Genomic DNA, 12,118 nt, shown 5'->3' with positions numbered 1-12,118 from the left:
GCTAATCCTAGTATAATGTCTTGGTCTTCGACTGCAATCACGTGAATTTCAGCTCGGTCCGTGTTCAAGGGGGTGCTATCTCCCAAAAACTGTCCCTAATCTCCAACCCACACAACTCGCCCTCGAAGATTGATCGTTCCCAACAATAGAGGCGAAACGTTAGGAAGGGGCGTAATTCGATCGGGAGTGGGCGCGATCACTTCTTTGATTCCCGTCGCCAGAAGAGCAAACTCGCTGCCGGAGGGAATATGAAATCGCAAATGCAACTCACCCTCAGGGGTTTCGAGTTCCTGGAACTCTGTGGTGCGATCGGATTCGGTGCCGGTAAGAAAATCAGGATTCCCAACCATAGAAACTTAACCCGGTCCTCGAAGCATCTGCTTGACGGTTCCGACCAGCTCAGTCGGTTGAAAAGGCTTGGCCACATAGGCGTCAGCACCTTGTTTCATGCCCCAGTAGCGATCGAACTCCTCGCCTTTGGAAGAACACATGACCACGGGAACATTTTGGGTTTTGGGGTCTGCTTTGATTCGGCGGCAAACTTCGTAGCCGTTCATTCGCGGCATGACAATATCGAGTACGACTAAATCTGGCAAGCCTTTCTGAATTTGTTCGAACGCTTCGACGCCATCGCTGGCTTCGATGACGGTCAGCCCACTTCCTCGCAGGAGGTTGGCAATCATTTCTCGTTGGGTGACACTGTCTTCTATGACCAAGACTTTACTCATAACTTTTTACCTAGAGAGCGGGCGGCGACTCAAACTCGCAAGCGATTTCGTACTGCCAGGGACAATCGCTGCTGATGGATTTGACCCCAAGCGCGTAAAACTTCGAGAAATTACCGGCAAGTTTCATTTTGAGTTCCACGTCACTGAAAGGAAAATTTGCAGTTGCCGGTGTTGGGACGATTTTTAAAATTGTCACTTCGACCGTTGGGTGAGCTTCGAGCGGTTGGGAAAAAAGCCCCACGCTGCGAGGCTTTTTTTGACCGCGCCAGTTTTAACTTCAAGGAAAACATTGGAGGGAGTGAAGATATGACAGACTCTCCGGGTCGAGCGGGCGGAGCGCTTAACACTCCGAGACAATCGACTTGCCGTTTTGAGATTTTACCAGAGCCAACGCTTGGGCTAAAAATCTCTTTCCTCTAGTTTTCTAGGTGCAAAAAAACAGATAAATTTTAACTCGTTTCTCGATTGTACCAGGAAATCCCCTCAACCACCCGAGCTGGCGTACATCCCCATTGCCCCTGTTTTCTGGGGAAATGGAGGTAGAGAGGAGATCGCTCGACAGACTCATCCCAACGGCAAGTCGAGCTAAAAGCTGTCATCTCCTAGGGCTTCTCGGAGGACGTCGGTAAATCCGTTTTCTGGAGCGGATTGTTCTGGAGAAACCGAACCGACATATTTTTCGATCACCGTTAGCAATTCTCGATCCCCGAAGGGTTTGGTGAGATAATCCGTCGCACCCACCATCCGAGCCTTAACCCGATCGATAAACCCATCTTTGCCCGTTAACATGACAATGGGTTTTTGCCGAAAGGCAGTCGATTTGCGCAGCATGGCACAAATTTCGTAGCCATCAGGTTCGGGCATGGCTATATCGCATAAAATCAAATCGGGCTTTAGCCCGAAGACTAAGGAGAGCGCTTTGAGGGGACTGCTAATGGTGGTAATTTCGTAGCCGGCGGGTTTTAAAATATGCTCGACGGTTTTGCGAATCACTTGGTCGTCGTCAATACAGACGATCCTCGGTGTTTGAGATGTCGCCGGGCGCAAGCCCGCACCAGCCCAGCGCTGGGACTGGGTGCGAGCAACAGGGGAAAAGAGTTGCACCAGACCTTCTTGAATATAAGGGTAAATAGCTTTAGCGACTTGAATGATGTCGCGATTTAGATACCGAGAAAGCTGACGGATCGATGTTTTCCCGTCGGCCCAGCGAATCAGGGTTTGGAAAGTTTTGGGCGGCAGCGTCGATCGTAACGATTCGGGTTCGGCAACGGTCGGACATTGACTCGGCGACTGAATTAAGGGATGGAGCTGCTTCCATTCTTGAACTTGCTCGATCGTTTCTCGGATCTGGGAACCGATACTTAAAGTCATCAACTGAGGCGCTAGAGCCGGTCCCATATCGAAGGCAAAAGAACCCTGATGCAAGCTCAGCAAGTCGAATAGAGTTTCGCGAACCATGCTGCGAATAATACTTCGCCCCTGATCGGGGGTGATCTGGTGATTTTCGAGCAATCTCCACAAGTAGCCGTATTCCGGTGCATTCGTGGCGGCCAGGGCAGAAATATCCAAATTATCGAGAACGGTGTCGAGTCCGTAGCGACGAAGGTAGTCTCGAAGCCGAGAGAGATTACTATTGCGGCTATGGGCGGCATAGACGATTTGACCATTGGCGAAAAAGACAAACCAGGAGTCTTGCGACAAGTCGAGATCGCGGTTTCGGTAAGGCATTCCGTAAAGACCCGAAGAATTCGAGGAGGTCTCGTGATAAGCCTCGACAAACAACTCACCAGTTCGCTGACCGAGTTCGACCAGTTGCAGGATGCTACGGATATCAATTTCGCTTAAATTTCCCTGCATACAGCTCAAACGCTCTCCCTAGTCTAATGTCGTGGCTACTTTTCCCAGAGGTAAGGTTTCCCAGACCCATAATCGAGTCTTCCCACTTAATGTCAAGATTTCTCGACTTTTCCCCTGAAGTGTTTCTCAACTCTTTCTCATTGTCCCAGACTAATCCAAACAAGGGCTATTATGGTAAAGATCGAGAGAGTCTTCCACCGGAAGGTTTCAATCTTGCCGAGTTTATACTTGCAACGCCCGATGATTAGAAAGTTGCGTCAATGGACACCTCAAGCAACTCGTTGTCCTCGATTCAAACTGGCGATCGGCAAGACGAGCGATCGAACTTCTAACTTACTGATGATGGACTCGAACAGTCCTGGCCCATCGGCCGATCGTTGTCGGCAGGCGCAATCGCGCGCTGGGGGTTCTCGGTTTTCAACCTTCTTAGAGATCCTGGCATCGAGGAGAGCGAGTATCGCGATCGTCTCCGTTGCTCGAGATCGAACCATCAGACCGGTCAGCACTCTAGATGCTAAACTCGTTTGGCTTGATAGTGGACTGACTCTTCAAGGTGAGACCGGGTTCGCGGCTCGGACATAGAAATTCTCAAAAGGAAGATAAGCGTGCAGTATCTAGCGGAAGTCCAAAAAAAAAGCGGTGTGTTTGGTGGCTCGAAAGCCGAACTCAAACTCTTGGCTTGCCAACGGGGTGATAGTTGGACCGCTGTCCCCGGAGAAGAAGTCATCCCCATCGATGACGGGGGAAATTTTAATGGGGGAGCGCTGGTCTTTGCGGAGGTGAGTCCGAACAAACAAGTTCAGGGGTCACTCAAAGATGCAAGTCGTCAAATTGTTAGTATTCTCCAAAGTTATTCTCGACTGCAAGAAAAGACGAAGACGCAGGAAGAAGAAATCAAGCAGTGGCAAGAATCCCTCACCTATCAAAGCCAAGAGTTAAACCGCCGTCAGATGGAGATGGAGGCTCAAATCGAACAGCTCGAACAAATTAATCAAGAGGCTGAGGAACTCGAAGCCAAACGCAGTGAAATTGAAGCAGGCGATCGAGAAGTGGTTCAACTGCGGGAGGAAATGGAGCGCAAGCAGCAAGAACTCGATGCCGCTTGGGCGCAACTTAACAGCCAACAAGCCGAGCAACAACAGGGGGGAACCCTCGATGCCGAGCAGGCCAGCAGCCTGCAGGAATGGTTGAATTATCTGGCTCAGGTGGCAATCGATCCCAACTCGGTTCAAGACCCCCTCAATGAGGCAACGGAACGAGTGGCGGCCGGACAGTCGTTTCTCGACGAACACTGGCAGCAGTTAGAGCAACAGCGAGAAGCCGCCGATCGACAACAGGCACAAATCGATCCCCGCGCTGGGGAAATGGCCAGTCAGTGGCAGCAGTGGCACGATTCCCAAGCGTCTCTAGAACGGGAACGCATCGATTTGAGGGTTCGGGAAAATACCCTCGAACTCAAACAGACCATGGCTGGGTTGCTCGATACCCAAATACAACAACTCGGAACGCTGTCTGGTTCCTCTGGGGGAAGTACGGACGTGTCAAGTGGGAATTCGGGGAACCCGGAGAATTTGTCTGCTCACGAATTGCAGCGCCTGGTACGCAAATTGCGAGCCGACTTTGCCGAACCGTTTTCGTTTTTTAGCGACCAGGAAGAAGAACTGGCTTTGAGCCGTCAGGAGATCGCCGAAGTTGAAGCGAAAATGAAAGACTCTTTTGGGGCCGAGCGCGAAAAACTCGAAAACGAACTTAAGGATCTCGAGGAAAGCTATAGGTTTCTCTTCGAGACGGTGTCGGGTCAACTGCAGAATATTTTAGAGCGCCAGAAAAGCATGAATCAAAACCAAACGGCTCTCTGGCAGCGGTTAGGACAAACCGAACCTGAAAGTAACAGCTCGGCTTCATCGCTAGATATGGCTCCGTTGATGGGAGAACTTTCTCAAAAACGCCAGCAGGTGGAGACCGAACTCGAGGAACTCCGACAGGGTCTCGACGAGACGAGATCGTCTCTAGAGCAACGTGCGGGTGACTTAGAAAACCAACGGAACGAACTGAAAAACCAAGAGAATCAATTGGACGAAGATCGATCGAGTGTGGCTCGACTTTGGGGGAAAATCGCTCTTTACGAAGAGATGTTACAGCCGGTTCAAGATCGTCTGAACGAACTGCGGGAGAAGATTGAAGCCGCAACGGCTGGGGTGGCTCAAATTCAAGAGATGGGAGCTTCTCAGCAACAGGCGATCGCTCAACTTCAAGAGTCGATCTCGGGATTAGTTCAAAGTGCTGCCGTGGCTTAGCGGCCCCACTCGTTAAGGGTCAATTGCTTGGTAAACTATGTACCGTAGATTGGGAATGTTTTGCCTTGCTAGATAAAGACGCGAAAAAGACGATCCTGCGAAAGATCCCGCACGCACTTTACATCTGTGGCGTTAAAGCTAAAGAGGGTGATGGTGTGAATGGCTTCACGGCAAGTTGGGTGATGCAGGCATCCTTCGAGCCACCGTTAATTACCAATTGCGTGAAGTCCGACAGCGGTTCCCACGCCATGATTCAAGAAAGTGGGGTGTTTGCCCTAAGCTTTCTGGCCGCCGGACAAAAACAACTCGCCCAACAGTTTTTCAAACCCCAACATCGGGTGGGAAATAAGTTTGAGGAGGTTGAGTTTTATCTGGGCGAAACCGGCTGTCCAATTATTCAAGAGGCTCTCGGTTATGTAGAGTGCCAGGTGGTGGCAGCGGTGGAACGGGGCGACCATACCGTTTTCGTCGGGGAAGTAATAGCTGCGGGGGTTCATCGCGATGGCGAGATTCTCGATCTCGCCAGTACGGGTTGGAATTACGGCGGCTGAAGGATAGCTCGGCTTGCTCCTCTTTTCATTTCTCGCACGCTTTAATTTCTGTACTTTTTCACCCGTTCGTATTGCGCTATGTTCGCTCTTCGTCATTGGATAAAAACGATCGCTCCTCTTTCCTCGGTTTCCCTTGGGTTGAGTCTTTTCCCGATCGTCTGCCTAAATTTGGGGTTGATGGGGTGTTCTAGTGCCACGGTGGCGACCTCACCACCGGCAGAAACAGAGCCACTCCTCCTCGCGGAAATGGGAGAAGGAACGAAGGAAGGACTGAGGGGACAAATGTTACCAGTGGGCGCGAACGCGACGATTTCGGGAGAGGTCATTCAATTGGAAGTGACTCGCACGTCGATGCAGCAGGCAATGGGATTGATGTTCCGACCGGCTTTGCCCGACGATCGCGGGATGTTGTTCTCTTTCGATCCGCCCCAACCGGTGAGCTTCTGGATGAAAAACGTTCCGGTGGAGCTGGATATGATTTTTTTGCGGGATGGTGTAGTCATGGCGATCGCGGCTAACGTGCCGCCCTGCACTAGCGATCCTTGTCCGTCTTACAGCCCTGGTGAAACAGTCACCATCGATCGCGTTATCGAGTTGCGAGGGGGACGTGCCGCTGGCTTGGAACTGGAGGTGGGAGATCGCATCGACATCGAATTTCTAGATACCGAAGAATCTCCGTAGCGACTTGCCCGAGAAGATGCTCTCTTCGACGTGGTAAAGCACTATATCCAAGAAAAGAACAGGACTGCCCGTGCAGAATTTGGTCGTTTCTCCTCGATGGAAACCACCAAGACCGGACGGCTTTACTGCATTCCCCCACCAAATTTACAACTGGGTGGGGGAATGCGCCGCTACTTATCGTTCAACTTATGCTAGTCGATGGACTTTCCCCCCTTTCGAGTTGGGATCGTTCGGTCAAACGTAAGCGCTACTAGTTTTTCCCTAAATTCGGACTGGTTTTGGGTCCGCCAGATATTTTCGGCATGTCTGATAGGTCAGATCCCATCACGGGTTCTAGGGCTTCATTAATAGCTTTGGGATCCATGAAGACGATCTTCGCGTTTTCACTTTCGCTGAGTTTCTGAACGGCTTCAACATAGCGATCGGTCAGCAAGAAATGCAGCATTTCCTGACTGGTCGGGGGGGTATCCTCCGATGCTAAAGCTCGAGAAATTGCTCGCAAATATTCCCCCGTACCTTCAGCTTGCAAAATTTCCGCTCGTTTTTCAATTTCTGCGGCTCGTTCCTGTTCCATCGACTCGATCACGGTCGCTGAGGGGAGAAGATTCTGAACGTCAACGCGAGTAATTTTTACCCCCCATCCTTCAGTTTCTTCATCTAGATGACGCAACAATTCTTTGTTAATTTCGTCCCGCGACGATACCGCTTGATCGAGTTCGCGACGACCGATCGCCGCACCCAATGCGGTGGTCACGCGGTTTTTAATGGCTTCTTGAACGTTATCGACGGTGTAATAGGCATCTCGAAGTTCCAAGATTTTCCAGTACACCACGGTTTTTACTTTCAAAGCCACGTTATCTCGGGTGAGGGCTTGTTGCTCGTCAACCTCTAAAAACTGCTCTCGAACTGTATCCTCCCAAACAATTGTATCGAGAATCGGAGCAATCCAATTAATACCCGGATCGAGAGTCTTTTGATATTTTCCTAATCGTTCGACCAAAGCCTGATTGCTTTGATTGATAATTTTGACCCCACCAGCAACATAGCCAGTTGCTAACAAAATGAATGCAGCCAACATGGATTCCATAGGTTTTTTCCTTTTTTCCTAAGTAGTTGGAAAGATCGAGATCGCTCAGTACGGCTCCCGCGCGATCGCCTTTTCGGAGAGTAATTCAGTCTGGCAACCGCCAAATTTTAATCGTTCGATCGTGAGAGCCACTCACGATCGTGCCATCGGAACGAACGGCAAGATCCTCAACCCAGCTATCGCCACCGCGCAAGGTGCGCTGGTGTTCTCCCGTGTCCGCCCGCCAGATCTCGATGGTGTCTCCCGCACTGACTACAGATCGACCGTCGGGACTGAATACCACCGCCCTCACCCAGCTTCGATGACCGTTGAAGGAATGCAGCCGTTTGCCGGTTTCGAGATTCCAAACTATCGATGTATTGTCGCTGCTGGCGCTGGCGAGGAGTTTGCCGTCTGGACTAATGGCGATATCCCGAACCGCGCCGACGTGACCGGTGAGGGTTCTGATGAGGATACCCCGATCGAGATCCCAAACCTTTATGGTTCGATCGCTACTGGCACTGACGAGGACTCGACGGTCGGGAGCGATCTCCACGGCATTCACCGCCTCAGTATGACCCGAAAGCGTGAGAAGGCGGACTCCACTCGCAACATTCCACAGCCGGATTGTTTTATCTTCACTGCCGCTTGCGAGCATTTTACCATCGCGGCTAAAAGCAAGATCGTTGACCGCTGCGTTATGTCCGGCTAAGGTCAAGCGACGGACACCCGAATCCAAATTCCACAGCCGGATCGATCGGTCGGTGCTGCCACTAGCAAGGATTTGACTGTCGGGATCGATCGCTAGCGCTCCAATCCAGTTATTATGAGCGGCGAGGATTTTGGGATCGTCTCCCGAGTCGGAATTCCAAAGTCGAATGCTGCCGTAACTCCCGCTGGCTAACGTATTTCCATTCGGACTCACGGCGACGGATTTGACTTCCCCTTCCTGTTTGAGGGTTTTGCGCAAAAACCAACTACTGGGTAAATTGGCAACAACGCGAATGGGATTCATGGGAAAAGAACGGTATCGCCAGTATCCGTAAGCTTGAGTGGCGACTAGTCCCACGAGCAAACTGCCGATCGCCAAGGGTTTGAGCGATTCGATCGAAGAATGTCTAAACTGGGCGCGCGCTCGATCTTGCCATTGCTCGATCCAACTTTGCGAGCGCATTCCCGAAGCCCCCGATCGTAATCCCGAAGCCCCGGTACCCAGACCTGAGTGGGCACCGGGAAACCCCGAGATATCAGTTCGGCGGCTGCCTGTTGCCACCGAACCCGTTCCGCTCGTATAGCGCGCGCTCGTTCCTTTCGTTCTTGAGGAATTCTCCAACGTGGGTTCGACTTCCGCGAGAGACTTCAAAATCATCTGGGCGTGTTGGGGTCGATTTCCCGGAAATGGTGCCATCATATAATCGATGACATCGGCAAACCCGTCGGGAATTTGGGGAGCACTATCGCGCCAAATTAATTTCCCCGTACGCGGATGCTCGGGGAACTCCGTGGGTCGTTTTCCCGTGAGCAAATAGACAAAAGTCCGACCCAGGGCATAGAAATCCGACTGGGGGACGGCTTTCCCATTAATTTGTTCGGGGGGAGTGTAGCCGGCGGAGATAATTTCCGTGACGTTTTGTCCGCCACCGACTTTATTGAGATAGGTTCCCGTGACTTCCCGCGCCGTCCCGAAATCGATTAATGCCAGTTGTCCCTGAGGACGGCGCATAATATTGTGAGGCTTGATATCTCGATGAAAATAATGCTGTTGGTGAACCTGTTCTAGGATTTCTACCAATTGCTTGAGCCATTCAACCGCTTGCGCTCGATCGATGGGTTCGTTGCGCCGCATTCGCAGCCATTCCATCAAGTTTAGCCCGTCAATTTTTTCCATGACCAGGCAATGCACGGGTTCTTTGCTATCTTTGGGCCAAAATACGAAGTAGCCGTTTTCTCGAACTTTGGGAATCCCTGGATGGTTGAGGCGACAAAGAACTTTGGCTTCTTGTTTGAATAGAGAAACGGCTTTGGGATGATTTTTGTAGAGAACCTTGAGAACTTTTAAAGCACCGTTGTCTTCAATTTCGAATGTTTTCCCAAAGCCACCACTGCCGAGCATTTTTACAGCCCGATACTGGCCGTTCAGAAGTAAGTCGGAACCGCAGTGGGAACAGGTGCGTTCTTTAGGGTTGGGTTGGTTGGAAGGGTCGGGACATTTGGGGTTGAGGCAATAACTCACGGATCGTGACTCACCCAGCGCGAGGCTATTATTTCACTTTTACTATAGCTCGAACCTACCGACCTCGGTATAGGTAGTAACGCCACTCATTTGGCAATTTCTCGTCCTCGATCGCCCCTTCGATTACGGGTTTTCCCGGACTCGTCGGGCAGCTTCTTGCTCGAACCACGTGATTACTTGGAGAACGCTCAAATTATCGATCGCGACTCCGGTACTTCGAGCGGCTTGTTTGAGGGGATTGAGGGACGACAGAACCAGGTGGGTAAAGAAGCTTGCAAAACTTGCATCGATTTCGATTTGCGCTTGTAAGGTGCGATCGCTCGCGATCCAGGTTCCGATTTCTTGGGGGGAAATCGACTCGATGGGTTTTCCCATTTCTGTCGAGATGCGATCGAGCGATCGCAACGCATAAATGGCCAATCGGGTGGCAAATTTTTCCTGAGACGACATCAGTGCTGCATCCACTCGTGCAGCTTCGTCAGTGGTGAGAAAATTGGTGGAAAGTTGAGTAAAATCTGTCATATTAACGATCGATCGCGGCTAATTGCGCAGACAGGATGTAGAGCTTCGGAGCGGGCAAACGATCTCCTGCGTGGGAACTCGTTCGTGCATCTCGATCTTGGCTGTGGCATCGCTTTAATCCCGGTGCGCTTGAATCAAATAACCACAGCGATTGTCCCCATCGATCGTCCAGTGGGTTCGTTCCACCTGACAATCGGGAAGTGCGGTGGCAAACATGTGCAACTCATGACCGCAAACGCTGGGAAACGATTCGGCGACACTGGAGATCGCACAATTATATTCAGCGATAACAAACCGATTCTCCGGCTCCTCCGGTGACGATTCTAACTCAACCAGTTCCGCCATGTAGCCTTCCGCACGGCGCAATTCGACTAAGTTTGCCACCCGTTCTCGCAAGGAACCGCTACCGAGTTGCTCTCGATAGGCGATCGCTTTGCGTTCCCACTGTTTTTGCAAGACTTGTCCCACACCATCGCGGCCGACGGTTTCAGCTAAGGTGTCTAGCAAAGACACGGCAAACTCATCGTAGTGGTGGGGAAAGCGACTTCGTCCGACCTCGCTGAGGTGATACACGTGTTGCGGTCGTCCCATCCCCGCTTGTACCGAGCGATGGACGATCGCTCCTTCGGATTCTAAGTCTTTAAGATGGCGGCGAATCGCTTGCGGACTGATCTCGAGAGACTCGGCAAGCGCTTGTGCGGTCGCGTGACCTCGCTTGAGTAAATGTTGCAATATGTCCTCTTTCGTGGAAGGATGCCCAGTGAGTGCCATGACGATATTCATTCCCTAGCTCGGTTTGGCAAGGTTTGCGTAAAGAATTATTTAATCTCGACTTTGACAACTTGTAGGTTGCTAAAGTAATCTAAATAATAGTTAAACAACATTTTGGTTGTTTTAACATTATATTTAATAAGCTGTTTGTTTCAACCTGCCCTATGACTGTAGAGAATGGTACCGAGCAAGCTTCCAAAAAGAGTTTGGAAGCGATGCGTCACTTTTCAGAAACCTATGCACAGCGCACGGATACTTACTTTTGCTCGGATTTGAGCATCACCGCAGTGGTGATCGAAGGCTTGGCAAAACATAAAGAGGAGCTAGGTGCGCCGCTGTGTCCTTGTCGTCACTATGAAGACAAAGAAGCCGAAGTGAAATCAACTTTCTGGAACTGTCCTTGCGTACCCATGCGAGAGCGCAAAGAATGTCACTGTATGCTTTTTCTGACCCCGGATAACGATTTTGCCGGAGACCAGCAGGAAATCAGTGCCGAGCAAATTCGCAGCACGACGAATCAGTACGTATAAATACCCAAAATATACGCGCCTAGCGCGTGCGAGGCGCGATCGAGCCAGAAAACAGCGCTAAATACTCGATCGCTCCCCATCATCGCGAGAGAGAACCCGACCTTTGAGAGTCAACACGAGAACACCATGAGTGCGACAACGGTTAAAACCCTAGTTAACCAGCCTTACAAATACGGCTTCGTCACCAACATTGAAGCCGACTCTATTCCGCGCGGCTTGAGCGAAGATGTCGTGCGCCTGATTTCGGCGAAAAAGAACGAGCCGGAGTTCATGCTCGAATTTCGCCTGAAAGCCTACCGTAAGTGGCTGACCATGAGCGAACCCACCTGGCCTCACGTCCGCTACCCGGCGATCGACTATCAGGATATCGTTTACTACTCCGCGCCGAAAACCCAGGAGAAGAAAAAGAGCCTCGACGAAGTAGACCCCGAATTGCTCGATACCTTCGAGAAGTTGGGGATTCCCCTATCCGAACAGAAGCGCCTTTCCAACGTCGCCGTGGATGCGATTTTCGATAGCGTTTCGATCGCCACGACATTTAAGGAAAAACTTGGCGAAGCCGGGGTTATTTTCTGCTCGATTTCCGAGGCCTTACAAGAGCATCCCGACTTAATTGAGAAGTATCTCGGCAGCGTCGTCCCCATTGCCGATAACTATTTCGCCGCGCTTAATGCTGCGGTGTTTAGCGATGGTTCCTTCGTCTTCATTCCCAAAGGTGTGGAATGTCCAATGGAATTGTCTACTTATTTCCGGATTAACAACGGCGATTCGGGACAGTTCGAGCGGACTTTAATCGTCGCCGAAGAAGGCAGTTCCGTGTCTTACCTCGAAGGTTGCACCGCGCCGATGTTCGACACAAACCAACTTCACGCAGCGGTGGTG

The 12,118-nt window shown here is 51.1% G+C and carries 14 protein-coding genes and 1 pseudogene; 5 read left to right on the top strand and 10 right to left on the bottom strand.

Features of this window, described 5'->3' with window-relative positions:
* The 6 genes and pseudogenes from IQ235_RS06890 to IQ235_RS06865 all read right to left on the bottom strand — a co-directional run.
* Nucleotides 1–350, bottom strand: a pseudogene (locus IQ235_RS06890) (chemotaxis protein CheW); the annotation flags it as partial.
* A gap of 6 nt (nucleotides 351–356) precedes the next feature.
* Entirely contained in the window at nucleotides 357–728 is a 372-nt protein-coding gene (locus tag IQ235_RS06885) for a response regulator transcription factor (protein ID WP_264320750.1), read from the bottom strand.
* A gap of 10 nt (nucleotides 729–738) precedes the next feature.
* Nucleotides 739–969 (bottom strand): hypothetical protein, encoded by a 231-nt coding sequence (locus tag IQ235_RS06880; protein ID WP_264320749.1) that lies wholly within the window; start codon nucleotides 967–969, stop codon nucleotides 739–741.
* Between the two features lie 208 nt (nucleotides 970–1,177).
* Nucleotides 1,178–1,327, bottom strand: coding sequence for a hypothetical protein (locus IQ235_RS06875; protein WP_264320748.1), 150 nt, complete (start codon nucleotides 1,325–1,327; stop codon nucleotides 1,178–1,180).
* Nucleotides 1,314–2,585 carry a response regulator gene (locus IQ235_RS06870; RefSeq protein ID WP_264320747.1) on the bottom strand — a complete coding sequence of 424 codons (1,272 nt, stop codon included), beginning with the start codon at nucleotides 2,583–2,585 and terminating at the stop codon, nucleotides 1,314–1,316. Before IQ235_RS06870 ends, IQ235_RS06875 begins: the two co-directional genes overlap by 14 nt.
* 269 nt (nucleotides 2,586–2,854) lie before the next feature.
* Nucleotides 2,855–3,076, bottom strand: coding sequence for a hypothetical protein (locus IQ235_RS06865; protein WP_264320746.1), 222 nt, complete (start codon nucleotides 3,074–3,076; stop codon nucleotides 2,855–2,857).
* A gap of 114 nt (nucleotides 3,077–3,190) precedes the next feature.
* On the opposite strand from IQ235_RS06865, the gene hmpF reads away from it, so the two are divergent.
* The 3 genes from hmpF to IQ235_RS06850 all read left to right on the top strand — a co-directional run bounded on the left by hmpF (nucleotide 3,191) and on the right by IQ235_RS06850 (nucleotide 6,114).
* Complete coding sequence (gene hmpF, locus IQ235_RS06860) at nucleotides 3,191–4,882, top strand: pilus motility taxis protein HmpF (protein WP_264320745.1); 1,692 nt, start codon at nucleotides 3,191–3,193, stop codon at nucleotides 4,880–4,882.
* 65 nt (nucleotides 4,883–4,947) lie between these two features.
* Entirely contained in the window at nucleotides 4,948–5,433 is a 486-nt protein-coding gene (locus IQ235_RS06855) for a flavin reductase family protein (RefSeq protein WP_264320744.1), read from the top strand.
* Between the two features lie 78 nt (nucleotides 5,434–5,511).
* On the top strand, nucleotides 5,512–6,114 hold the full coding sequence (locus IQ235_RS06850) for a DUF192 domain-containing protein (protein ID WP_264320743.1): 603 nt from the start codon (nucleotides 5,512–5,514) through the stop codon (nucleotides 6,112–6,114).
* A gap of 250 nt (nucleotides 6,115–6,364) precedes the next feature.
* Here the strand turns inward: IQ235_RS06850 and IQ235_RS06845 are convergent, their stop codons facing one another.
* The 4 genes from IQ235_RS06845 to sufR all read right to left on the bottom strand — a co-directional run bounded on the left by IQ235_RS06845 (nucleotide 6,365) and on the right by sufR (nucleotide 10,718).
* The gene (locus IQ235_RS06845) at nucleotides 6,365–7,201 is read right to left on the bottom strand and encodes an SPFH domain-containing protein (protein WP_264320742.1); all 837 of its coding nucleotides are present in this window, start codon (nucleotides 7,199–7,201) and stop codon (nucleotides 6,365–6,367) included.
* An 85-nt stretch (nucleotides 7,202–7,286) separates the two neighbouring features.
* Nucleotides 7,287–9,413 (bottom strand): serine/threonine-protein kinase, encoded by a 2,127-nt coding sequence (locus IQ235_RS06840; RefSeq protein ID WP_264320741.1) that lies wholly within the window; start codon nucleotides 9,411–9,413, stop codon nucleotides 7,287–7,289.
* 123 nt (nucleotides 9,414–9,536) lie between these two features.
* Nucleotides 9,537–9,935, bottom strand: coding sequence for an NDH complex assembly factor CRR9 (locus tag IQ235_RS06835; RefSeq protein WP_264320740.1), 399 nt, complete (start codon nucleotides 9,933–9,935; stop codon nucleotides 9,537–9,539).
* Nucleotides 9,936–10,049: 114 nt separating this feature from the next.
* Nucleotides 10,050–10,718 (bottom strand): iron-sulfur cluster biosynthesis transcriptional regulator SufR, encoded by a 669-nt coding sequence (gene sufR / locus IQ235_RS06830; RefSeq protein ID WP_264320739.1) that lies wholly within the window; start codon nucleotides 10,716–10,718, stop codon nucleotides 10,050–10,052.
* 152 nt (nucleotides 10,719–10,870) lie between these two features.
* Here sufR and IQ235_RS06825 point away from each other — a divergent pair, with 152 nt between their 5' ends.
* Together IQ235_RS06825 and IQ235_RS06820 are read left to right on the top strand one after the other, a co-directional pair.
* Nucleotides 10,871–11,236: a ferredoxin thioredoxin reductase catalytic beta subunit gene (locus IQ235_RS06825; protein WP_264320738.1), complete on the top strand. Its 366-nt coding sequence runs from the start codon at nucleotides 10,871–10,873 to the stop codon at nucleotides 11,234–11,236.
* Nucleotides 11,237–11,362: 126 nt separating this feature from the next.
* Nucleotides 11,363–12,118: SufD family Fe-S cluster assembly protein (locus tag IQ235_RS06820; protein WP_441373247.1), on the top strand; the 756-nt coding region annotated here is incomplete at its 3' end.

This window comes from Zarconia navalis LEGE 11467 (assembly GCF_015207075.1).
In the GTDB taxonomy this organism is placed as follows: Bacteria; Cyanobacteriota; Cyanobacteriia; order Cyanobacteriales; family Geitlerinemataceae; genus Zarconia; species Zarconia navalis.
The sequence above is the reverse complement of the archived record's forward strand: the minus strand, read 5'-3'. Positions and strand labels throughout refer to the sequence as shown.

Bases quoted from the DNA above. Each gene is read 5' to 3' on its own strand.
- IQ235_RS06835 (WP_264320740.1), bottom strand. From the start codon at position 9,935: ATGACAGATTTTACTCAACTTTCCACCAATTTTCTCACCACTGACGAA.
- IQ235_RS06845 (WP_264320742.1), bottom strand. From the start codon at position 7,201: ATGGAATCCATGTTGGCTGCATTCATTTTGTTAGCAACTGGCTATGTT.
- IQ235_RS06870 (WP_264320747.1), bottom strand. From the start codon at position 2,585: ATGCAGGGAAATTTAAGCGAAATTGATATCCGTAGCATCCTGCAACTG.
- IQ235_RS06850 (WP_264320743.1), top strand. From the start codon at position 5,512: ATGTTCGCTCTTCGTCATTGGATAAAAACGATCGCTCCTCTTTCCTCG.
- IQ235_RS06875 (WP_264320748.1), bottom strand. From the start codon at position 1,327: ATGACAGCTTTTAGCTCGACTTGCCGTTGGGATGAGTCTGTCGAGCGA.
- IQ235_RS06825 (WP_264320738.1), top strand. From the start codon at position 10,871: ATGACTGTAGAGAATGGTACCGAGCAAGCTTCCAAAAAGAGTTTGGAA.
- sufR (WP_264320739.1), bottom strand. From the start codon at position 10,718: ATGAATATCGTCATGGCACTCACTGGGCATCCTTCCACGAAAGAGGAC.
- IQ235_RS06885 (WP_264320750.1), bottom strand. From the start codon at position 728: ATGAGTAAAGTCTTGGTCATAGAAGACAGTGTCACCCAACGAGAAATG.
- IQ235_RS06865 (WP_264320746.1), bottom strand. From the start codon at position 3,076: ATGGTTCGATCTCGAGCAACGGAGACGATCGCGATACTCGCTCTCCTC.